The sequence below is a fragment of the Nocardia sp. CA-129566 genome (assembly GCF_050956075.1).
Classification (GTDB): domain Bacteria; phylum Actinomycetota; class Actinomycetes; order Mycobacteriales; family Mycobacteriaceae; genus Nocardia.
The window spans coordinates 5,224,304-5,248,816 of the sequence record NZ_CP192085.1 but is presented as its reverse complement, the minus strand read 5'-3'; the positions used below and the strand labels follow the sequence as shown (position 1 = coordinate 5,248,816).

11 protein-coding genes are annotated in these 24,513 nt (G+C 69.3%); 9 read left to right on the top strand and 2 right to left on the bottom strand.

The window, feature by feature from the left end; genetic code table 11:
• Window positions 1-8: 8 nt before the first annotated feature.
• Together ACQP0C_RS22590 and ACQP0C_RS22585 are read right to left on the bottom strand one after the other, a co-directional pair.
• Window positions 9-1,472 carry a purine-cytosine permease family protein gene (locus ACQP0C_RS22590; protein ID WP_433722814.1) on the bottom strand — a complete coding sequence of 488 codons (1,464 nt, stop codon included), beginning with the start codon at window positions 1,470-1,472 and terminating at the stop codon, window positions 9-11.
• Window positions 1,473-1,697: 225 nt separating this feature from the next.
• A complete protein-coding gene (locus ACQP0C_RS22585) occupies window positions 1,698-2,129 on the bottom strand; it encodes a MarR family winged helix-turn-helix transcriptional regulator (protein ID WP_433722812.1) in 432 nt (143 codons plus the stop codon).
• A gap of 133 nt (window positions 2,130-2,262) precedes the next feature.
• Between ACQP0C_RS22585 and ACQP0C_RS22580 the strand changes: the two genes are divergently transcribed.
• From ACQP0C_RS22580 to ACQP0C_RS22540, 9 genes are all read left to right on the top strand, one after another.
• On the top strand, window positions 2,263-3,336 hold the full coding sequence (locus ACQP0C_RS22580) for an alkene reductase (RefSeq protein WP_433722810.1): 1,074 nt from the start codon (window positions 2,263-2,265) through the stop codon (window positions 3,334-3,336).
• A gap of 134 nt (window positions 3,337-3,470) precedes the next feature.
• Window positions 3,471-4,394: a zinc-binding dehydrogenase gene (locus tag ACQP0C_RS22575; RefSeq protein WP_433722808.1), complete on the top strand. Its 924-nt coding sequence runs from the start codon at window positions 3,471-3,473 to the stop codon at window positions 4,392-4,394.
• A gap of 158 nt (window positions 4,395-4,552) precedes the next feature.
• A complete protein-coding gene (locus tag ACQP0C_RS22570; RefSeq protein WP_433722806.1) occupies window positions 4,553-5,869 on the top strand; it encodes an FAD-dependent oxidoreductase in 1,317 nt (438 codons plus the stop codon).
• Window positions 5,870-5,873: 4 nt separating this feature from the next.
• Window positions 5,874-6,737 carry an alpha/beta fold hydrolase gene (locus tag ACQP0C_RS22565; RefSeq protein WP_433722804.1) on the top strand — a complete coding sequence of 288 codons (864 nt, stop codon included), beginning with the start codon at window positions 5,874-5,876 and terminating at the stop codon, window positions 6,735-6,737.
• Window positions 6,734-8,269: an aspartate aminotransferase family protein gene (locus ACQP0C_RS22560; RefSeq protein ID WP_433722802.1), complete on the top strand. Its 1,536-nt coding sequence runs from the start codon at window positions 6,734-6,736 to the stop codon at window positions 8,267-8,269. Before ACQP0C_RS22565 ends, ACQP0C_RS22560 begins: the two co-directional genes overlap by 4 nt.
• 31 nt (window positions 8,270-8,300) lie before the next feature.
• Entirely contained in the window at window positions 8,301-9,815 is a 1,515-nt protein-coding gene (locus ACQP0C_RS22555; RefSeq protein WP_433722800.1) for an FAD-binding oxidoreductase, read from the top strand.
• 30 nt (window positions 9,816-9,845) lie between these two features.
• On the top strand, window positions 9,846-10,373 hold the full coding sequence (locus ACQP0C_RS22550) for an ester cyclase (RefSeq protein ID WP_433722798.1): 528 nt from the start codon (window positions 9,846-9,848) through the stop codon (window positions 10,371-10,373).
• A 24-nt stretch (window positions 10,374-10,397) separates the two neighbouring features.
• Window positions 10,398-11,228: a thioesterase II family protein gene (locus ACQP0C_RS22545; protein ID WP_433722796.1), complete on the top strand. Its 831-nt coding sequence runs from the start codon at window positions 10,398-10,400 to the stop codon at window positions 11,226-11,228.
• 113 nt (window positions 11,229-11,341) lie between these two features.
• Complete coding sequence (locus ACQP0C_RS22540) at window positions 11,342-24,496, top strand: SDR family NAD(P)-dependent oxidoreductase (RefSeq protein ID WP_433722795.1); 13,155 nt, start codon at window positions 11,342-11,344, stop codon at window positions 24,494-24,496.
• Window positions 24,497-24,513 lie beyond the last annotated feature (17 nt).

Sequence of the window (24,513 nt, the reverse complement as noted above, 5' to 3'; positions counted from 1 at the left end):
TCAGCTGATTACGCGCTCGTCTCGCGATAGGACGCCGGAACTTGCGGGCGATAGACCACGCGGGTGAGCAGCACGTAGACGGCGGCGGCGACGGCCGGGCCGAGCAATGCCGACAGGTCGGCGCCACCGAGCGCGGCAGCGACCGGTCCCTCCCACGAGGCGGTATGGATGCACAGGCCCGCCGATACGCCGCCGAGAATGATCGCGGTAACTCCGGCGACATTGAAACCAGCGGTATACCACTGCGGGCTCGTCGACCGTTCGTCGTTCAGGGCGCGACCGTCATATTTGTTGCGGCGCAACACGATATCGGTGGCGTAGATGGCGACCAACGGACCCAGGACCACGACCGTGAGTTCCAGCCAGCGACTCAAGGTGGCGAGGAAGTCATCGGCGACGAACAACGCGTAATAGGTGATCGCGCCGCCGAGGACGCCGTCGATGAACACCGTCTGCGAGCGCCGCATTTTGACGCCCAGTCCCTGCAGGCACAGGCCGGACGAATAGGTGGTGAGGACGTTGGTGGTGATCGCCCCGACGACGATCACGGCGAGGAACACCGGATAGAACCACCCCGGAAGGATGTCCTTCAGCGAAGTCTGGGGATCGTTCATGTCGACGCTCGTGCCGGCGACCACGCCGATGATCCCCAGCGCGACCGCGGGCACGAAGCCGCCCAGGGCGGTCCAGCCCAGCACCGCCTTCTTCGACACCGACTCCGGCAGGTAGCGCGCGTAGTCCGCGCCGACGGTCCACGACAGCGGCGCCGACGCGATGAGCGCCACCCCGACCAGCAGCGCCGACCACAGTGATCCGCCCGAAAGTGGCTGCGCGGGAGCGTAATCGAACTGCGCATGCCCGAATACGAAGACGCCGAGCAGCACGCAGCAGACGATCAGCACGGAGGTGAAGAACGGGCTCAGCCGCACGATCGTCGCATGACCGTAGATGCTGATCGTGAAGGTCGCGACCGCGATGACGCCGACGATCAGCAGCTTCACCGGTGTCGACAATGTGATTCCCAGGTGCTGGGCCAGTGCAAAGGCCGCGAGTGAACCGAACGAGAGGTTGATGGCCTCGTAGGAGATGGCGATCAGCCAGTTGAGGCCGGCGCCGAACACTCGATTACCGCGAATGCCGAACATGGAGCGCATGATCACCACGCTCGGCGTGCCCGCCGCCGGGCCGCTGACCGCGAGCGTGCCGACGCCGAGCCAGAATGCGTTGCCCACCACGACAACCGCCAGCGCTTGCCACAACGACAGGCCGAGCAGCAGGGCTGTGCCGCCGAGCACGATGTAGATGTAGGCGACATTCGACGCCGCCCAGATGGTGAACAGCTCGCGTGGTGTCCCACGTCGCTCCTGCGGCGGGACGAAGTCGATTCCGCGGACCTCGACGTGTCCGAACGTATCGCCCGATGGTCCTGGTGCCGGATCCCTGGTTGTGATGTCCTTCTGCTGACTGGTCACCGCGCGCCTCCGAATACCCTCTGCAGCTTCCGTATTCGACGTGTCCGCGACACGTCTGCGGTGAAAATATCGCCGCGGGCGTCATCGTTCGGTCATCGTCCGGACATCAGGGGCGCATATGCGCAGGTGGCGCGCTGTTTCACGATGCGGCGCACGTTGGTTCGCGCAGCTGTGCTCGGGTAGCGTTGGGCCGCGGTGGAATCGAGGTGTCCGTCTCCGGTGCGCTCACCCGGGAGGGGTGAGGGCTTTGCGAAGCAGCTCGGCCAGTTGCTGTTGTTCGTCGGGCGTGAGGTTGGCGACCGCGCGGCGGGGGAAGTCGAAGGAATCCTCGAACGCGCCGTTGACGGCTTCGCCGTCGGGTGTGCGCTGGATCCGGCGGAAGCGCCGATCCGAGGGATCCGGCCGCCGCTGAACCAGGGAGCGGGCCTCGAGGCGGGTCACGATCTGGGTGATATTGGAAGCATCGCAGCCGAGTTCCTCGGCCAGTTCTCCCATACCGCGGGGTACGCCGACCCGGCCCAGGACGCAGGCGTGGGCCATGCTCATGCCGTGCTCATGGGCGGCGTCCTCGAAGGCGTGGTTGTAGGCGTCCACGAATTCGAACATCACGCGTTCGACGTCGGTGGATGTGCTCACGGGACCTGCCGGTACTGCCATGTCGAAAATTCTAGGCCACGTCTTGACGGAGGTACTTGATTGGCTAAAGCACTTGTGACACCATCGTGCTTGATCCAATCAAGCATTTTCGCACACAGTCCAGTGTGCGACTCGATCAAGCAAGGAGTAGATGGTGAGCACTCTGTTCGAGCCGGTCTCGATCGGTCAGTGGCAGCTGCCGAGCCGCTTGGTGATGGCGCCGATGACCCGCAACCGGGCCACCCTGGATGGGCTCGTCACCGAGCTCACCGCCGAGTACTACACACAGCGCGCGAGTGCGGGTCTGATCATCAGCGAGAGCATTCAGCCCAGCGTCATCGGCCAGGGCTACTTCCTGACCCCGGGCCTGCACAACGAGGAGCAGACCAACGCGTGGCGCGTAGTCACCGATGCCGTGCACAAGGCGGGCGGGCGAATCGTCGCGCAGCTCACCCACTGTGGCCGCATCGGCCACCCCGCGCTCTACCCGGACAAGGCGCTGCCGCTGGCCCCTTCCGCGGTCGTGTCCGGTGAGCAGCTGTTCACCCCCGACGGGATGATCGATCACCCCGAGCCCCGGGAGATGACCGCCGCGGACATCGCCACCACGATCGCCGACTTCGCCGCCGCCGCCCGCAATGCCATCGCGGCCGGCTTCGACGGTGTCGAGGTGCACGGTGCGAACGGCTACCTGCTGCACCAGTTCCTGGCCGACAACACCAACCTGCGCACCGACAACTACGGCGGGTCGATCGCCAACCGCGTCCGGTTCGTCACCGAGGTCGTGGCGGCGGTGGCCGAGGCCATCGGCGCCGACCGCACCGGTATCCGGCTCTCGCCCGGCAACCCGTTCAACCACATCGAGGAAGCCGACCCGGCGCCGCTGTACATCGAGTTGCTGACCAAGCTCGCCGACCTGGACATCGCCTACGTACACGTCGTGGAGGGCGGCGACCGCGAACTGACCACCAAGCTGCGCGCGGCCTGGTCCAACGGGCTCATCCTCAACCCGCACCGCACTCCCGACGCCTTCCCCGCGACCGTCGACGCCGCCACCGAAGCGCTGGAATCCGGTGTGGCGGACGCGATCTCGCTGGCCACCCTGTGGCTGGCCAACCCGGACCTGGACGCCCGGATCAAGGCGGGCGGGCCCTACAACACCGCCGACCAGGCGACCTTCTACGGGGGCGACCACATCGGCTACACCGACTACCCGACCTTGGGCTAGGTCACCTCGGCCTGAAATCGCCACGGCCGCCCCGATTCCCGTGCCTGTCCCCGGGCGGAATCGGGGCGGCCGTGGCGCGCCCGGACCATTTCCGTCGACGCCCGCGTCGGCCCTGCACAGGAGCACCACAGGATATGAAGGCACTCGTACACGACAGGGTCAGCCCGCACATGCTGCGCTCGGCCGAGGCTCCCGCCCCGATTCCCGGACCTTCCGAAGCGCTGATCGAGGTCGTGTCGTTCTCGTTCAACTTCGGGGAGGTCGCCTTTCGGGTACCCGGCCTGCCCGACGGGACGATCCCGGGCTGGGATGCCGCGGGCATCGTCGTCACCCCCGCGGCCGACGGTTCGGGTCCGCCCGCGGGCAGCCGCGTGGTGACCTTCGGCTGGTCCGGCGCCTGGGCCGAACAGCGCGCGGTCGACACCGCGCAACTGGCCGTCGTGCCCGACGCGCTGGATCTGGGCGCCACCGCGGCCTTGCCGGTCGCCGCGGCCACCGCGCTGCAGGCGGTGCGGCGGCTCGGGCTCATTGTCGGTCGCCGCGTGCTGGTGACCGGGGCATCCGGCGGCGTCGGCCGATACGCCGTGCAGCTCGCGCGCCTGGCCGGTGCAGAAGTCGTTGCCTCGGTGGGCAATCCGGGGCGCGGGATCGGTCTGAAGGAGTTGGGCGCCGCGGAGGTGATCATTGGTCCGCAAGCGCTGCACGGCCGGGTGTTCGGAGTGATCGACAATGTCGGCGGCCGACAACTGGCCGATGCCTACCTGCGGCTCGAATCCGGTGGCACCGTCGTGGCCGTCGGCAAGGCATCGCGGGAGGCGACCACCATCGACTTCGAGGAGGCCCGCATGCGGGTCGACCGTGGGCGGATCGAGACGTTCGTCATCGGGACTCCGCTCGGCGGCGATCTCGCGGAACTCGTCCGTTTCGCCGAGCGCGGGGACCTCGATCTGGCGATCGGATGGCGCGGCGACTGGATCGACTACAGCCGGGCCGCCGACGCCCTGGTGAACCGCGAGATCCGGGGCAAGGCGGTCCTCGACTTCCGGCGAACGGACTGAGGGCCAGCCTCGAAAAGGCGCTCCTACCAGCAGAATTCATCTCCAGTGTCTCGACGATGAGCGGTCGGTGAGAGGCCGCTGGATACGTTCACACCGTGGCTGGGCGCGTACGGGCGGAAGGCCACTGGCACGAGCTGTACGAGCAGAGGAGACAGGCCATGACCAGCCGTGGAGACAACCACGCCGTCGTATTGGGGGGTGGGCTCGCCGGTTTGTTCGCCACCCGCGTGCTCGCCGACCGGTACGAGCGGGTAACCCTTGTCGACCGAGACCACCTCACCGGCCCGAATCTGCTGCGGCGCGGCCTACCGCAGGGACACCACCTGCACGGTCTGCTGTCGCGCGGTCAGCAGATCGCCGAGGAACTCTTCCCGGGCGTGACCGACAAGATGGTCGCCGACGGTGCGGCCATCGGTGATGCCTCCAAGGATGTGCGCTGGATCATCAACGGCAAGCGCCTTGTTCAGGTCGATTCCGGGCTGGTCTGTCTCACCGCCAGCCGCCCGTTCTTCGAAGCGCACATTCGCGAGCGGGTGCTGGCCCTGCCCAATGTCGAACTCGCCGAACAGTCCGACATCAGCCGCCTCGAGGTGGTCGAGGACGGCAAGCGGATCGCCGGGGTCTGGGTTTTCCCGGAGAACTCCCACGAAACGCTATTGCCCGCCGAGCTGGTCGTGGATGCCTCGGGGCGCGGCTCCCGGTCAGCCGTGTGGCTCGACGACCTCGAGTACGGGCGCGTCGAGGAGGAGAAGCACAAGATCGGCATGGGATACGCCACGCGGTACTACCGCATACCGGACGAGGCGTTCGGCGACGACATCTCGATCAATACCGTGGCCTCGGCCGGTGTGCCGCGCGGGTGCATCTGCCAGAAGATCGACGGCAACCGCGCGATCGTGACCGCCTACGGAATCCTCGGCGATCACCCGCCGACCGATCCGGAAGGCTTCCTGGCGTTCATCAAAACCCTCGCCGCACCGGATATCTACGAGACACTGCAGCACGCTGTTCCGTTGAACGACCCGGTCGCCTACAAGTTCCCCACCAACCTGCGCCGCCACTATCAGCGCATGGCCGCCTTCCCGGCCGGGTTCCTGGTGATCGGTGACGCGGTGGCCAGCTTCAACCCCAGCTATGCCCAGGGCATGACCGTCGCCGCCATGGGTTCGACCGTGCTGCGCAAGCATGTGCAGGGCGGGGGTGAGATCGATCCGCTGGCCTACTTCCGTGATCTGGCCGCCGAGGCCATCGACGGCTGCTGGGATATGGCGATCGGCGCCGACCTCAGCTACCCCGAGGTCCAGGGCGAGCGGACGCCGGAAATCCTCGAGGCGCACGCCTTCATCGCGCAGGTCCAGGACGCGGCCAGCCGTGACGGCGAGGTGTCGCGGGCCTACCAGCGGGTCATCGGCCTGGCCGACCATCCGAGCGTGCTGCACGAGCCGCACCTCGAGGCCAAGATCCTGGCGGAGTGAGACCATGACACTGGAACGAATTCGCCTGGGCGAGTTGACCTTCGACGTCGATATCGAGGGACCCGCGAACGGCCCGGCCGTACTGCTGCTGCACGGCTTCCCGCATAGCCGCCGGTCCTGGACCGAGGTGGCGCCCATCCTGCACGAGGCCGGGCTGCGCACCGTCGCCCCGGATCAGCGCGGCTACTCCGACGGCGCCCGGCCGACGCAGGTGAGCGAGTACGCGCTGCCGAAACTGGTCGGTGACGCGCTCGGCATCCTGGACGCGCTGGGCATCGACTCCGCGCACGTGGTCGGTCACGACTGGGGCGCGGCCGTGGCGTGGTATCTGGGTGCGCGCCACGCGGATCGGGTGCGCAGTCTGGTCGCGCTGGCCATCCCGCATCTGGACGCCTATCAGCATGCGTACCAAGTCGATACGGAGCAGCAGCACAGCTCCCAGTACGTCGAGTTCCTCATGTCCGAGGACGCCGCGGCGCAGTTCCTCGCCGACGATGCCGCCCAGTTGTGGGCGTGGTTCGCCCAGGCCGGAGACGGCGTCCTGACCGCGGAGCAGGTGCGCCGCTACGTCACCAAGCACAGCGAGCCGGGTGTGCTCGACGCGGCGCTGAATTGGTATCGCGCCAACAATCTGCTCGGTGAGCCCTTCGGATTCGGCCAGGTGTCGGTTCCGACGACGTTCGTTTGGAGCGTTACCGACACCGCCGTGAGCAAGCTCGCGGTCACCGAGACCGCCGAGCACGTCACGGGACCGTATCGCCTGGTGACGCTGGAGAAGACTTCGCACTGGCAGCCGCAGCAGGCGCCGGAAACCGTTGCGGGAGAGATCTTGAACTTGGTTCGGATGGGGGAGGTCGAGAGCCGATGACCGCGGTCGGAACCGAGCAGGAATACGCCGAACCCTATCTGCGCGGAGTCCTGGCCACGGCCGGGCTCGATGTCGAGTACACCCGGGGCGAGGCGAATACCCTCTACTACAACCGTGACGGACGCGAAGTGGGCGTGCTCGACTTCGTCGGCGGATACGGCTCGACGCTGCTCGGGCACAGCCATCCCGAGCTGATCGAGTACGCCCGCGAACTGCTGGCCGGCCAGACGCCGATCCATGCCCAGTTCTCGCGCCACCCCTACGCCAATCGGGTGGCGGCCCAACTGAACCGGATCCTGCGCCGGGAGCTGGACTCCGAGGAGAACTACTACGCGATCTTCGCCAACAGCGGCGCCGAGGCCATCGAGGCCGGGATGAAGCACGCTGAGCTGGAACGCTTCTCGCGGATCGCCGGATTGCGCGCCGAGATCGAGGCCAATGTCGCCATGGCCCGCGCCGCGGTCGAGGGCGGCCGGGCGCGCGCCGAGGACATCGACGCCGTGGTGGCCGCGGTCAACGAGCACAATCAGCCGCTGTTCGACAGCACGCCGCTGTTCCTCACCCCGGTCGGGTCCTTCCACGGCAAGCTCGCGGGCAGCGTCCAGCTCACCTACAACCCGGTCTACCGGACGGTCTTCTCGGCGCTGGCGGCCCAGGCGCGCTTCGTTCCCGTACACGAACCCGGCGCGCTGGACGAGATCGTGGCCGCCGAGCGTCGCGACCTGCACGACCTGGAGATCGCCGACGATCAGGTGCGGGTGGTGTCCCGGCCGTTCCCGGTGTTCTGCGCCCTGGTGCTCGAACCGATTCTCGGGGAGGGCGGAATTCACGAACTGCCGGTGGAATTCGCCAAGGACGTGAACCGGGTCGCCACCGATCTCGGCATCCCGGTCGTCATCGACGAGATCCAGGCCGGCATGGGCCGCACCGGTGCGTTCCTGTCCAGCAGCCACCTGGGGTTGCGCGGCGACTACTACGCCATGGCGAAAAGTCTGGGCGGTGGAATCGCCAAGGCCGCAGTGCTTTTGGTGCGCGAGTCGCGCTACCAGCGGGATTTCGAGATGATGCACAGCTCGACCTTCGCCAAGGACAGCTTCTCCTGCCTGATCGCGGAGAAAGTGCTGACGATACTCGAGGCGAACGACGGCGAGGTGTATCGCACGGTGGCCCGGCGCGGCACCGAACTGCTGAACGCGCTGCATGCGCTGCAGGCCGAATTCCCCACCGTGATCGCGGAGGTACGGGGCCGGGGTCTGATGGCCGGCCTGGAGTTCGTGAACCAGGCCGAGTCCCCCTCGCGGGTGCTGCGCGAACTCGACGGCGGTGGCTTCTTCGGCTACTACGTGTCCGGCTTCCTGTTGCGCGAGTACAACATTCGCACCTTCCCCACCTCGAGTGCCGTATACACACTGCGTTTCGAGCCGTCGGTCCACCTCGACACGTCCGAAATCAACCGGCTCGTCACCGCCCTGCGCGAGGTGTGCCGTGAGATCCGGGACGCGGACGGTAGACGTCTGGCGGCGATCGCCTGAGCGGGCGAGCGGACAGAAGGAGAGACAAGCAATGATCGAAACCTTCGATGTCGAACGGGTGACGCCGGACGATTCGAGGTACGGCGTGCTCGGCGCGAGTTTCAATGGCCGGTGGGCCGGCGCGCCGGAGTATGTGCTGCTGCCCAAGACGGCCGACGAGGCCGTCGCGTCGGTGCAGCACGTGCTCGATCGCGGGGTGCGGTTCGCGCTGCACAGCAGTGGCGCCTGCTACGAGGACCTGATCGCCAACCCGGAGAACCGGGTCATCATCAGTACCTCGCAGCTGAATTCGGTGGACTACGACCCGGAGCGCAAAGCCTTCGCCGTTGGCCCCGGCATCACCACCGCCGACCTGTACCGGAAGTTGTACGAGGGCTGGCATGTCACCGTTCCGGCGGGCGTCGGTCCGCCGGTTGCCCTGGGCGGCCAGATGACCAATGCCGGTTATGGCGCGCTGTCGCGGCAGCTCGGGCATCTGGTCGACTACCTCGAGGCCGTCGAGGTAGTGATCGCCGACGCCGATGGCCGCGCGCGCAAGGTCATGGCGACCCGGCAGGCCGACGATCCGCAGCGCGAGCTGTGGTGGGCGCACACCGGTGGCGGTGGCGGCACCTACGGGCTGGTCACCAAGTTCTGGTTGCGCTCGCCCGAGGCGCAGGGCAGCGAACCCGCCGACCAGTTGCCCACCGCGCCAAGGGAACTGATCGTCTCCGAGGTCGCCTGGTCCTGGGATCAGCTGAGCGAGGAGTCGTTCGGCAAGCTGCTCGGCAACTTCACCGCCTGGCACGAGCGGCACGCGGGCGTCGATTCGCCGTACCTGAATCTGTTCAGTGCGCTGAAGCCGCGGCACATCTCGGCCGGCGAGTTCCTGATGTCCTCGCAGATCGATGCCGCGACCCCGAACGCCGAGCAACTACTCGACGATTTCCTCGCGGCCATCGTTGACGGCACCGGCCTGACCTACCGCGTCGATGTGCGTGAGCGGGTCGACTGGCTGGCCCACGTGACGGCCTGGGCGAGCCTCGGCGGCGACGGCTGGGAAGGCAAGGGGCGGTTCAAGGCCAAATCGGCGTATTTGCGCACCGCGATGCCCGCCGATCAGGTGCGGGCGATGTATCGCAATCTCACCGATCCGGAGTACGACAACCCCGCCACCCTGGTGGAGATCGCCGGATACGGCGGCCGCGTCAACACCGTGGCGTCCTCGGAAACCGCTGTACCCCAGCGTGATTCGGTGATCAAGATGCTGTACCTGGTGATGTGGGCCACCCCGGAGGAGGATGCGGCCCAGCTGGCCTGGATCCGCCGCTGGTACGGCGAGGTGTACGCCGCGACCGGCGGCGTCCCTGGCGTCGGCGGAGCCAATGACGGTGCGGTCCTGAACTACACCGACGCCGACCCGCTCGACCCGGCGCTGAACGGCTCGCCGATTCCGTGGCACGAGCTGTACTTCGGCGCGGCCTACCCGAGGCTGCAGCAGATCAAGGCGAAGTGGGACCCGGCCGACCACTTCACCCACGCCCTGGCCGTTCGCGGCCGCAACTGACCGACCACCGGATCGACCTGGAGGCATCCGATGACATCGCTCGAGAAGATCGAGTACTTCGACGACCGCTACCGCAAGGCCCGCGCCGAGCTGGGCGGGGCCCTGCCCGGCGCCGACCGGATCGGCGAGTTCATGTCCCACTGGTACACGGCGGTGAACTCCGCCGACATCGACGCCCAGCTGGCCATGTGCACCGAGGACATCCTTGTCGAGGATCCGGCCATGTTCGGCCGGTTCAGCAAGGGGCACGCGGATTTCCGCCGCTTCGCCGAGATCACCTACACCGCGTTTCCCGATATGCGGTTCGAGGCGACGGCAGCGCCGCTGATCGCGCTGGACGGCAACCGCATCGTGGTGCCCTGGCACGGGACGGGCACCTTGGTCGGCGGCATTTCGGGCTGGCCGCCCGAGGACCCGGAGCCGCCGGTCGCGGCCACCGGGCGCCGATTCGATATGGAGGGCATGGACACCTACGAGTTCCGTGACGGCCTGATCAGCTTCTGGCGCATCAGCTACGACAACTTCGAGATGTCCAAGCAGCTCGGGCTGATGTCGTGACAATTCGCGCCGGGTACCGGGTGAATGGGTCCGGTGCCCGGCGCGACACCGTTCGAGTGGAGCAAGGGAATTCGCGTGGTGGCAGACTCTCGATTCGACAACCCGGCTCAGAGCACATGGATTCGCCGATTCGGACCGGCACCCGATGCCCCGCACCGGCTGGTGTGTTTCCCCCATGCGGGCGGATCCGCGAGTTATTTCTTCCGATGGATGCAGGCGCTGGCGCCGGATATCGATGCGGTCGCCGTGCAATATCCGGGACGGCAGGAGCGCCGCACCGAATCGGTCATCGATGATATCGATCGACTGGCCGAACACATTGCGGCGGAGGTGCTTCCGTGGATCGACCGGCCCACTGCGTTCTTCGGGCACAGCATGGGCGCGATCCTCGCGTTCGAGGTGGCGCTGCGACTGGAGCGGGCCGGGACGCGAATCACCGAACTGTTCGTCTCCGGCCGACGCGGGCCCGCCACCAGCCGCGACGAGCGGACCTATCTGGCCGGTGACGCCGAGCTGCTGGCCGATGTCGTCCGCCTCGGCGCCGTCGACGCGTCCACGCTCGCCGATCCGGAGATCGCCGCGATGGTCTTGCCGGCCATTCGGGGCGACTACCGCGCCATCGAGCGTTACCGGTGGGCGGGAGGACCGCAATTGCACTGCGGGATAACGGCGTTGACCGGCGACGCCGATCCCAAGACCACCGTCGACGAGATGGCCGAATGGCGATCGCATACGCGCGGCGACTTCGGGCTGCGGCAGTATCCGGGCGGGCATTTCTTCCTGAATCAGCATGCCGACGCGGTCCACACGGTGATCCGTCAGCGCGTCATCGGCGCTGCGGTGCGGGCAAAATAAACTGATTACCAACGGATTACCGGAATGCTTTGGGTTCTTGGCTACGTTGAAATCACGCCCTCGACGGCGTCAGTTTCAAACTATATGCCGAATGGGCGAGTGGGAGAGTCGTTTTGAGTTCGATAAACGCCACCGATAATTCCGAGATCGCCATCATTGGATTCGCGTGCCGCCTGCCCGGCGCCGACAGCCCCGCCGAATTCTGGGAACTGCTGCGGTCGGGAACCAGCGCCATCTCGTCCTGGCCGGAAGGCCGCATGGAGTTCGCCGGATCGGCGGACCGCCCGCAGCGCCGCGGTGCGTTCCTGACCGATGTCGAGGGATTCGACGCGCCGTTCTTCGGAATCTCCCCGCGCGAGGCCGCCGCAATGGATCCGCGGCAGCGGCTGGTGCTCGAACTCGCATGGGAGGCACTGGAAGACGCCGGTACCCTGCCGGCGGACCTGCGGGGCAGCGACGCTGCGGTCCTGGTGGGCACGCACCGCGACGATTACGCCGCGCTGCTGGGTACGCTGCCCGACGACGCGATCACCCATCACACCCTGACCGGCGTGAGCCGGGGTGTGATCGCCAATCGGGTCTCCTACTTCCTCGGTGTGCACGGCCCGAGCCTGACGATCGATTCGGCGCAATCCTCGGCCCTGGTGGCCGTGCACCTGGCCTGCCAGAGCCTGCGCTCAGGCGAGGCGTCCACGGCCCTGGTGGCGGGCGTCAACCTGAACCTGGCCGCGGCGACCGCGGTCGCGACCGAGCGATTCGGCGGCCTGTCGCCCACCGGCACGTCCGCCGCCTTCGACGCGCGCGCCGATGGTTTCGTGCGCGGTGAGGGCGCGGTCGTGCTGCTGCTCAAGCCGCTGGTCGACGCGGTCGCGGCCGGCGACCGCATCCACGGCGTGATCCGGGGCAGCGCGGTCAACAACGACGGTGCGACCGAGGGACTGACGGTGCCGGGGCAGGCCGCCCAGGAACAGGTTCTGCGGGAGGCGTATCGGCGCGCCGGGATCCCCACCGCGCACGTCCAGTACGTCGAGACGCACGGCACCGGTACGCCGATCGGTGATCCCATCGAGGCGGCCGCACTCGGCGCGGTGCTGGGCGCGGGACGGGCGCATCCCTTGCCGATCGGATCGGTGAAGACCAATATCGGGCACCTGGAGGGCGCGGCCGGACTGGCCGGGCTGCTCAAAGTGCTGCTCTGCCTTCGGCATCGGCAACTGCCGGCCAGCCTGAACTTCTCGGCGCCGAATCCCTCGATATCGTTCGACGAGCTCAATCTCACTGTCCAGACCGAGCTTTCGGCGTGGCCGGAACCTGGAGTCCCACTTGTCGCGGGCGTGAGCTCGTTCGGCATGGGCGGTACCAACTGCCATGTCGTGGTCGGCGAGGGACCGAACACCGCGCCCGTGGTTGAGCCGCGCCGCCCGCTCGCGGCGGTGCCGTGGGTGCTCTCGGCGCGCACGCCGCAAGCGCTGGCGAGCCAGGCGAAACGGTTGGCACACCTGGCCGCGGCGCACGATCCCGTCGATGTGGGATGGTCACTGGCCCGTACCAGAACGATCTTCGACCACTGTGCCGTGGTCACCGCGGGCGACGGCTCGGCCCTGCGCCGCGCACTCGAGGCGCTCGCCACCGGGTCGCCCGCTCCGCAGCTGGCCACCGGCGCGGTCGAACCGGGCGAGCTGGCGGTGGTGTTCTCCGGCCAGGGCGGTCAGCGAACCGGGATGGGCCTGCAGCTCTACCGCGAATTCCCGGTCTTCGCGGCGGAATTCGATGCCATCGCGACGCACCTCGATTCGGTCCTGGACCGTCCACTGCGCACGATCATCGCCACCGGGGACGGGCTCGATCGAACCGGCTACGCGCAGCCCGCGCTGTTCGCGCTGCAGGTGGCGCTGTATCGGCTGGTGCAATCCTGGGGCATCGCACCGGAATTCGTCGCCGGGCATTCCATCGGTGAGATCGCCGCGGCGCATGTGGCCGGTGTGCTGTCACGCACGGACGCGGCCACGCTCGTCGCGGCGCGCGGGCGGCTCATGCAGGCGCTGCCGAGCGGCGGCGCCATGATCGCGCTGGAGGCCACCGAGGACGAGATCGCGCCCCTGCTGGCCGGGCTACCCGATCTGGGGATCGCCGCCAGCAACGGACCGCGCGCGGTGGTCATCGCCGGGCCGGAGCGCGGCGCGCTCGACATCGCCGCCCAGGTCGCCGAGTGGGGGCGAAAAGTCAAGCGGCTGAACGTCTCCCATGCCTTCCACTCGCCGCTCATGGCACCGATGCTCGACGAATTCGCCGCAGTCGCGCGTACTCTGCGCTTCGAGGAGCCGAGCCTGCGGGCGGTGTCCTCGGTGACCGGCGGTCCGGCGCAGGAGTGGGCGTCGGCGGACTACTGGGTGGAGCACATCCGGCGGCCGGTCCGGTTCCTCGACGCGGTCCGGGGGCTCGAAACACAGGGCGCCACCAAGTTTTTCGAGCTCGGACCCGACGGGGTGTGCTCGGCGATGATCGCCGATGCGACCGTCCACCCGGAGCACATGACCGCGGTACCCGCATTGCGGCCGGAGCGGGACGAACCCGGCACCGTCGTGTCGGCCGCCGCCGAGCTGTTCGTGCGCGGTATGGGGATCGATTGGTCCGCACTGTTCTCCGGTGCGGGGGCGCGGGTCGTGGACCTGCCGACGTATCCATTCCAGCGTCGCTCGTATCCGCTGATCGGCGGCACGGCCCGGAGCGACCGTGAAACCGCCGCGACGGTTCCGGCGGCGGCCGTCACTTCCGCTGCGACGGCCACCCGCCCCGCTGCGGCGGCCGACGATGTCGAATCGCTGGTCACTGGGCACATCCGGGCCGTGCTCGGCCTCGACGGCTCGGAGCGCGTCGACCCTCACGCCCGCTTCCGCGACCTCGGATTCGATTCCCTGCTCGGGGTGGAGTTGCGCAAGGCCCTCGCCCGCGCCACCGACCTGAGCCTGCCCGGCGGGCTGCTGTTCGACTACCCGACACCCGCGGCGTTGATCGAATACCTGAACGCCAAGCTCACCGGGATTGCGGACGACGGTGAGCCCGAAGCCGTCAGGGCGGCAGGCGACGATCCGATCGCCATTGTCGGCATGGCCTGCCGGTATCCTGGCGGCATCACCGGCCCGGACGAGTTGTGGCGGGTGGTCGCCGACGGCGTCGACGCCATCACGGAATTCCCCACCGACCGCGGCTGGGACGAGGCGCTGTTCGATCCGTCCCCCGACCGGCCCGGCGCCAGCTACGTCCGGAGCAGCGGCTTCCTGGAACGCGTCGATGAGTTCGACGCGGCACTGTTCGGAATCTCCCCGCGCGAGGCGCTGGCCATGGATCCGCAACAGCGGTTACTGCTCGAAACCTCTTGGGAGGCAATCGAACACGCGAGCATTGATCCGCAGTCGCTGGCCGGTACGCGTACCGGAGTATTCGTCGGCGCCACCAGCTCCGACTACGGGCCGCGCATGCACACGCCCGCCGCGGGCACCGATGGCTATGTGTTGACCGGCACCACCAACAGCGTGATGTCCGGTCGCATCGCCTACCAGCTGGGTCTGCTCGGACCGGCGTTGACGGTGGATACCGCGTGCTCGTCGTCGCTGGTCGCCATCCACCTCGCGGTGCGCTCGCTGCGCGCGGGCGAAACCACACTGGCGCTGGCCGGGGGCGCGGCCGTGATGGCCAATCCCGGTATGTTCGTGGAGTTCTCCCGGCAGCGTGGGCTCGCGCCCGACGGGCGCTGCAAACCGTTCGCCGCGGCCGCCGACGGGACGGCGTGGTCCGAGGGAGCCGGAGTGCTCCTGCTGGAACGACTTTCGGACGCGCGCCGCCACGGGCACCGGGTGCTGGCGCTGATCCGCGGCACCGCCATCAACCAGGACGGCGCGTCCAACGGCCTGACCGCGCCGAACGGCCCGGCGCAGCAACGAGTCATCGGCGCGGCCCTCGCCGATGCCGGGCTGACCGCCGAGGCGGTCGACGCGGTGGAGGCGCACGGCACCGGCACGGCGCTGGGTGACCCGATCGAGGCCGACGCCCTGCTCGCCACCTACGGCGCACACCGCGAGTCGGGCGCACCCCTGTATCTCGGGTCGCTGAAATCGAATATCGGACACACCCAGGCGGCCGCCGGTGTCGCCGGTGTGATCAAGATGGTGCAGGCCATGCGGCACGGCGTATTGCCCGGCACCCTGCATGTCGATGCGCCCACGCCGCATGTCGACTGGTCTTCGGGCACTGTCGAATTGTTGGTTCAGCAGCGCGAGTGGCCGCGGAAGGACCGTCCGCGCCGCGCTGGTGTGTCCTCGTTCGGGATCAGTGGGACCAATGCCCACCTGGTCCTCGAAGAGGCCGAAACCGTGATTACCGCAACCACATCCGCGGCGACCGATTCGGCGTGGCCGGTGGCGTGGCTGCTGTCCGGCCGTGATCGAAAGGCATTGCGTGCTCAGGCGGGCAAGCTGGGCGAGTTCGTCGCGGCCCGGCCGGATGCGCCCGTCGGCGCGCTCGCGCACGCGCTCGTGCGGACGCGGGCATTGCTGCCCGAGCGGGCCGTCGTCCTCGGCCGCACTCACGCCGACTTCCTGGCCGGTCTCGCGGCGCTGCGAGACGGGACCGACGCGCCGCAGCTGGTTTCGGGCCGGGCCACCCGCACTGCGCGCACGGCGTTCCTGTTCACCGGTCAGGGCGCCCAGCGAATCGGCATGGGGCAGCAGCTGTATGACCGTTTCCCGGTGTTCGCCGCGGCGTTCGACGAGGTGTGCGCCGCGTTCGAACCGTGGCTGGCGGTGCCGCTGAGCGAGGTAGTCCGCGGTGACGCCGAGGCACTGGAACGCACCGAGTACACCCAGCCCGCCCTGTTCGCGGTGGAGGTCGCGCTCGCCGCGCTGTGCCGCCAGGTGGGTCTGATTCCGGATGTGGTGGTGGGTCATTCGATCGGCGAACTGTCGGCGGCACACGTCGCGGGCGGTATCGGTCTGCTCGATGCCGCGAAACTGGTCGCCGCCCGCGGCCGGCTCATGCAGGCGGCCCGGGCGGGCGGGGCGATGATCGCGATCGGCGCGCCCGCCGACGATGTAGCCGCGTCCATCGCGGGCCGCGCGGTCGACATCGCGGCGGTGAACGGACCCGCCTCGGTGGTGATCTCCGGCGACACCGACGCCGCCGAGGCGGTCGCCGACCAGTGGCGGCGCGCGGGCCATCGTACGCACGCGCTGCGGGTGAGCCACGCCTTCCACTCGGCGCACATGGATGATGCCCTCGACGAATTCCGGCGCATTGCCGAATCGGTCGCGTTCACCGACCCCACGATTCCGGTCGTCTCCACACTGTCGCCCGACCGTGCCACGCTGACCTCGCCGGACCACTGGGTGCGGCAGTTGCGCGGCACCGTGCGATTCCTGGACACCGTTCGCCGGCTCGAGCGCGACGACGTCCGGGTGTTCGTGGAGATCGGACCGGACGCCGTGCTCACCGCCATGGCGAGCGAATCCTTCGAGACCTCGGCGTCGATCGCGGTTCCCCTGCTGCGCCGGGGCCGTCCCGAGGATGAGACCTTCGTGGCCGGTGTCGCCACCGCGCACGTCAACGGCTCGGCCGCGGATCTGGCCGCCCTCGTCGAATCTCCCGCGACCCCTGCCGAATTGCCGACGTACGCGTTCCAGCGCGCCAGCTACTGGCTGCGCGGCGGCGGCGAGCGGGCCGAGGCTGGACATCCGATCCTGAGCACCCGGGTGGATCGCGCCGACCGTGACGAGGTGCTGTTCAGCGGCAGGCTGACGACCGCCGAACACGGCTGGCTGCGTGACCATGTCATTGCCGGGTCCGCGATCCTGCCCGCGGCCGCGTTCGTCGATTTCGCGGTCACCGCCGCGGATCGCCTGGGAGCGGAGCAGGTTTCGGAGGTAGTGGTCGAAGCCGCGCTGCCGCTGGACGGTCCGGTGGAGGTGCAGGTGATCGTCGAGGCCGCCGATGCCACCGGACGGCGGCCCTTCACGATCCACGCCAGGATCGCCGAGGACGCGCAGTGGTCCCGGCATGCCTCCGGATTCCTCGACGCCGCGGCCCCACCCGCGCACGGCCTGGATGGTGGGTGGCCGCCGTCGGACGCCGTCGAGCAGCCGATCGATCACGCCTACGAGCAACTCGCGGGACTCGGCTATCACTACGGCGCCGCCTTCCGCTGCCTGACCCGGGTCTGGCGCAGCGACGAGGCATTGTTCGCTGAGGTTCGCCTCCCCGACGGCCGCATCGACGATGCCGGTCGTTACGGGATTCACCCCGCACTGCTCGACGCCGTCCTGCATCCGCTCGTGCTCGACCTGTCCGACGGGGCGAACCCGGGTGAGGTCCTGTTGCCATACGCGTTTTCCTCTGTGCGCGTCGGGATTTCGGGTGCCAGCGCATTGCGCGCCCGGCTGATCAGGACCGGTCGGACATCGGTCGAAATCACGGTCACCACCGACGAAGGCACACCGGTCGCCGTCGTCGGGGCGCTGGACTTCCGGCCGACCGCCACCAACGGCTTCGTCGCCCGGCCGCCGCTGTACACCGTGGCCTGGCAACCGCTGCCCGAGCCCGCGACCGCAGACACCGATGTCGTCGCCGTCGTGCTCGAACCCGGCCACGCACCCGAGCAGGTGTACGCGGCGACGGTCCGCGCGACGGAAGCGATCCAGCGCCTACTCGGCGAGGCCGGGCCCGCGGACTCGCCGCTCGTGCTGGTCACGCGGGGCGCCGTCGCCACCAGCGGCGGCGAGCGGGTCGACGACCTGGCCGGTGCCGCGGTGTGGGGACTCGGACGGGTCGCCGCGAGCGAACATCCCGGGCGGATAGTGCTGCTCGACATACCACCGCAGGAAGAGGTCGGGGACTGGCCGCGACGCGCCGCCGCGACCGGCGAAGGTCAGCTCGCCGTCCGCGGCGGCGCACTGCGCATTCCCCGGTTGGCCACGCGGACAAGCGCATTCGTGGACAACCCGATCCGGACCGACGGCACCGTGCTGATCACCGGCGGCACCGGTGGGCTCGGTGCGCTGTTCGCCCGGCACCTGGTCGCCGAGCACGGCGTGCGGCATCTGATGCTGGTCAGCCGCCGTGGACCGGCGACGCCCGGGACCGAGGACCTGGCCGCCGACTTGCGCGCGGTGGGCGCGACCGTCGAGGTGCTCGCGGCCGATATGGCCGATGCGGCGGCGGTCGCCGAGGTCCTCGCGGCAATACCGGCGCAGCAGCCGCTGCGTGTGGTGGTGCATGCCGCCGGCACGCTCGCCGACGCCATGATCGATGCGCTGACCGCGGAACAGATTCACGCCGTGCTGCGCCCGAAGGTCGACGCCGCCTGGCATCTGCACGAGGCCACGGCCGCGCTGGATCTCGACGCGTTCCTGCTGTTCTCCTCGCTGTCGGGCACTGTCGGCACGGCCGGGCAGGGCAATTACGCCGCCGCCAACGCCTATCTCGACGGCCTCGCCGCCCATCGCGCCGCGGCGGGTCTGCCCGCTCGCTCCTTGGCGTGGGGTTTGTGGGATACCTCGGTCGGCATGGGGACGGGTCTGTCCGCGGCCGATATCGAGCGCTGGAAGCGCCTCGGGGCCCCGCCGCTGACCGTCGACGAGGGCCTGGCGCTCTTCGACGCGGCCCTCGGCAGCCCGGATCCGGCCGTCATCGCGGCGACCATCGATTTCGGTGTGCCAGCCGCCCCGGCCATTCTGCGGGTCCCGGTGCGCCGGGCGGGTCGGACCACCGACGGCACGTGGGCGCAGCGCATGGACGCGATCCCGGAAGATCAGCGGGTCGCCGCGATTCTGGACTACGTGCTGGGTGCGAGTGCTGCTGTGCTCGGCCACGATTCGACCACCGACCTCGAGGCCGACACCGCGTTCCGGGAACTCGGCTTCGACTCGCTGGCCGGTCTCGAGCTGCGCAACCGGATCGGTACCGACACCGGCTTCACGCTGCCCGCTACCGTCGTCTTCGACCATCCCTCGCCGACGGCGCTGGCCGCTCACCTCGGTGATCTGCTGCGGCCGCAGCGTCCGGCCGCCAGGGTGAGAGCCACGGCGCGGGCCAGCCATGACGACCCGATCGTGATCGTCGGAATGGCCTGCCGCTATCCCGGCGAGGTGCGCAGTCCCGAACACCTGTGGCGACTGGTCGCCGACGGCGTCGACGCCATCGGCGAGTTCCCCCGCAACCGCGGCTGGAACATCGACGAGCTCTACGATCCGCGCTCGGAACGGCCGGGCACCTCCTCGACCAAGAACGGCGGGTTCCTGTACGACGCCGACCTTTTCGACGCGGACTTCTTCGGAATCTCCCCGCGCGAGGCGACCGCCACCGACCCGCAGCAGCGCCTGCTGCTCGAAACGGCCTGGGAGGCAATGGAGTACGCGGCCATCGACCCGGCCTCCCTGCGCGGCAGCCGCACCGGTGTCTTCACCGGCGCCATGTACGACGACTACGCGGTCCGGGTGCAGGGCGCGGCGGGCGAATTCGAGGGCCTGCTGCTGGCGGGCAATCTGTCCAGTGTGATCTCGGGCCGCCTGGCCTACACCTTCGGTTTCGAGGGTCCGGCGATCACGGTGGATACCGCCTGCTCGTCCTCGCTGGTGGCCATGCACCTCGCCGCACAATCCCTGCGGCGCGGCGAATGCGATCTCGCGGTGGCCGGTGGCGTGACCGTGATGTCCACCCCGAACACCTTCGTCGAATTCTCCCGGCAGCGCGGTCTGTCCGCCGACGGCCGGTGCAAGGCGTTCGCGGCCACCGCCGACGGCACCGGCTGGTCGGAGGGTGTGGGATTGCTGGTGCTGCAACGACTCTCGGACGCGCTGGCGGCGGGCCACGAGGTGCTGGCGGTGCTGCGCGGCTCGGCGGTGAACCAGGACGGCGCCTCCAATGGATTGACCGCGCCCTCGGGCCGGGCGCAGGAGCGGGTGATTCGCGCGGCGCTGGCCGATGCGGCGCTCTCCGCCGCCGAGGTGGATGTGGTGGAGGGGCACGGGACCGGGACGCGGTTGGGTGATCCGATCGAGGCGCAGGCGTTGTTGGCGACCTATGGGCAGGATCGGGCGGTGGAGCGTCCGTTGTGGTTGGGGTCGTTGAAGTCCAATATCGGGCATTCGCAGGCGGCTGCGGGTGTGGGTGGGGTGATCAAGATGATCGAGGCCATGCGGCACGGCATCCTGCCGCGCACCCTGCACGCGGAAATACCGAGTCCCCATGTGGATTGGTCGTCCGGCGCGGTGCAACTGCTGACCGAGGCGCGCCCGTGGCCGGAAACCGGGCAGCCGCGGCGGGCCGGAGTGTCGTCGTTCGGCGTCAGCGGTACCAATGCCCACGTCATCCTCGAACAGCCGGCCCCGCGTACTCCCGAAGCCGCCGCCCCGGATCGGCCGGTGCCGTGGATTCTGTCGGCCAAGGACGACACGGCCCTGCGCGAGGTCGCCGCGCGGCTGCGTGACCACCTGGCCGACACCGATTCCAGCCCGGCCGATATCGGACTCACCTTGGCGACCGGGCGGGCGCGTCACGATGTCCGTGCCGCGTTCACCGGTGAGCGCGCCGAGCTGGCCCAAGCGCTCGACGATATCGCGCGGGACCGGCCGAATACCGCGGTTGCCCGCGCCCGTCGGGGGGCGCGCGGCAAGTTGGGCCTGCTGTTCACCGGCCAGGGCAGTCAGCGGCTCGGGATGGGCCGCGAGTTGTACGAGACGTCGACGACTTTCGCCGCGGCCTTCGACGCGGTCTGCGCGCTCCTGAATACCGGTCTGGTGCGCCCGCTGCGCGAGGTGCTGTTCGCTCCGGAGGACTCCGCGGACTCGGCCCTGCTCGATCAGACGCATTTCGCGCAGGCCGCGCTGTTCGCCGTCGAGACGGCCCTGTACCGGACGGTCGAAAGTCACGGTCTGCGACCGGATTATCTGACCGGCCACTCGATCGGCGAGGTCGCCGCCGCGCACGCGGCCGGGGTGCTCGACCTGCCGGATGCCGCCACGCTGGTCGCCGCTCGCGGGCGGCTCATGCAGGCGGCCCGCTCGCACGGGCTGATGATCGCGATCGAGGCCACCGAGGCGGAGCTGGAACAGACACTGGCCGAGCACGGGTCGGCGGTGGTGATCGCCGCCGTGAACGGTCCCCGATCGACCGTGATCTCCGGTGATGCCGACGCCGCCACCGCGGTCGCCGCGGTGTGGCGCGAGCGTGGCCGCAAGGTGCGGCAACTGCCGGTCAGTCACGCCTTCCACTCACCGCACATGGATGACGTGCTCGACGAATTCCACAGCGCCATAGCGGATCTGAACTTCCTTCCGCCGGCGATTGCGCTGGTGTCGAATGTCTCCGGTGGGCTGGCGGAGGTCGCTGAGGTGACCGATCCCGGGTACTGGGTCCGCCACATTCGCCGACCGGTGCGCTTCCTCGATGGCATCCAATACCTGGAGCGGGTCGGCGTCACCGATTTCGTCGAGATCGGACCGGACGGGGTGCTCTCGGCGCTCGCGCAGCAGACGCTCACCGCCACCGACGGTTTCGCCGCGCCCGTGCTGCGCCGGGGCAGATCGGAGCGGCAGACGCTGGTCGCGGCCGTGGCGATCGCCGGCATGCGAGGTCACCGGGTGGACTGGGACAGCCTGTACTCCGGTGCGCATCGGGTAGCGGTGCCCACCTATCCCTTCCAGCACAAGCGGTACTGGCTCGAACCATCGGGCCGGACAACGAATCTTGCGGGTCTGGGACTCGGGGCCGCGGAGCACGAACTGCTGGGCGCGGCCGTCCCGATCGCGAACCGCGACGAGATCCGGTTCACCGCCCGATTGGGTGTCGAGTCGGTGCCGTGGCTGGCCGACCACGCCATCGACGGTGTCGCGGTCGTGGCGGGTACCGCGCTGGTCGATATGGTCCTGCACGCGGCGGGCCGGGTCGGCTGTGACGAGCTGGCGGAATTGACCATCGGTGCGCCGCTCGTCCTGCCGTCCGGCGGCACCACCGTCCAGGTCGGCATCGGCCTGCCCGACGAAAACGGCAGGCGCGCCGTCGAAGTCCATTCGCGCCGCACCGACGACGGCGAATGGGTAACGCACGCAACCGGATTCGTGGTCGCACGTACTACCGATCGGACCACCGGAACGGTCGGGCCGATCGACGACTCGGACATCGATCTCACCGGCGTCTACCAGCGGCTGCACGAGCTCGGCTACCAGTACGGGCCCGCGTTCCAGGGACTGCGGCGCGTGCGCCGCGCCGCCGACGCCCTGTACGTCGCGGTCGAACTCCCGCAGTCGCGCCACGGCGATCGCGTCGATCTGCACCCGGCCTTGCTCGATGCGGCGCTGCACGCGCTACTGCCCGGGGTCACGGACGAGGCCACGCGGTCGTGGCTGCCCTTCGCCTGGAGCGGCGTGCGGATCCACGCGACCGCGGCGACCGCACTGCGGGTGCGGATCGATATCGAGGACGCCGGAACCGATGCGCTGCGGGTATCCCTGCATGCCGACGATCCGGCCGGATCACCCGTGGCCACAGTCGATTCGCTGGTCCTGCGTCCGCGGTCGGTGATCACGGCCGCGACCGAGGTGGACGGGTTGTTCGTCGCGCGCCTGCGGCCCGTGCCGGCCGACCAGGACGGCGTCGGCGTGCGGATCGTCGAAGCGCCGACCGGCGCGCCGAAGGCGGTGCTGCACGCGATCCTGGAGACCGTCCGGAACTGGCTGGCCCAGTCCGAGGGCGAGCGGCTGGCCATTGTCACCGCGGCGGGCGAGCTCGGCCACGCCGGTATTCGCGGGCTCGTCCGGTCGGCGGACGCGGAGAATCCGGGACGGGTTACCGTCATCGAGATCGATGACTCGGTGCGTTCGCGCGACATCCTGGACCGGGCCGCACGATCGGGTGAACCGCACGTCGTCCTTCGCGATGGCGAGGTGGTCGCCCCACGCCTCGAGCGAGTGCGGCAGGTGACGGGGGAGGCACCGGACTGGACGCGGGGCACGGTGTTGATCACCGGTGGCACCGGCTCCTTGGGCGCGCTCCTGGCGCGCCACCTGGTCACCCGGCACGGAGCCCGGGATCTGCTCCTGATCAGCCGGCGCGGCCCGGCGGCGCCGGGTGCGCTCGAATTGAGCTCGGAGCTAGCCGAATCCGGTGCCCGGGTCGCCATTGTGGCCGCCGACGTGACCGACCGCGACGCGCTCGCGGCCGCCATCGGCGACCGCACCATCGGCGCGGTGGTGCACACCGCCGGCCTGACCGAGGACGGCGTCGTCACCGCGCTGACCCGCGAGCAACTCGATCGGGTGCTGCGGCCCAAACTCGACGCGGCCTGGCATCTGCACGAGCTCACCCTCGACCACGATCCGGCGGCCTTCGTGCTGTACTCCTCGGTGGCCGGACTGCTGGGCACCGCCGGGCAGGCGAACTACGCGGCGGCCAACGCCTATCTCGACGGTCTCGCCGAGTACCGGCACGCCCAGGGCCTGCCCGCGACCTCGCTGGCATGGGGCCTGTGGGCCGGGAGCAGTGAGCTCAGCGGTCACCTCGAGGATGTGGATCTGCGGCGACTCGCCCGCTCGGGTCTGCTGCCATTGGATCCGGCGGAGGCCTTGGATCTGTTCGATGCCGCGGTACGGACCGGGGAGCCGGTGCTCGCGGTGACCCGGCTCGATCAGGAGGCGTTGCGCGCCAACGAATCCGGTGTGCCTGCGCCGCTGCGGGAGCTGGTCCGTACCCGGGTGCGCCGCGCCGCCGCGGCGTCGGCCGAACCGGATCTGCCGGGGCGGCTCGCCGGGCTCGAACCCGACGCGCGGATCCAGGCGCTCGTCGAACTCGTCCGGGCGCGCGCCGCGGCGGCGCTCGGTCACGACGACGACGCCATGGTCACCCGGGACCGGTCGTTCCAGGAGCTCGGCTTCGACTCGCTCATGGCGGTCGAGCTGCGCAATGACCTCGGCAAGGCGCTCGCTCTCTCCCTGCCCGCGACACTGATCTTCGATCACGCCAACCCGGCGGCCCTGGCCGAACATCTGGCCGGGCGGCTCGGGTTCGACACTGGATCGCCGGAGGTGCCGGTGCTGGAACTGATCGATGCGCTGCGCCCGTCCATTTCGGCCGCTCTGACCGACACCTCGGCGGGCCCGGCCGCGGCCATCGCGGCCCGGCTGCGGGAACTACTGGGCCTGGTCACCGCCGATGCCGACTTCGAAGGCGATCTCGATTCGGCGACGGACGACGAACTCTACGCACTCGTCGACGAGCTCGACTGAATTCCCTTACCCCCCTT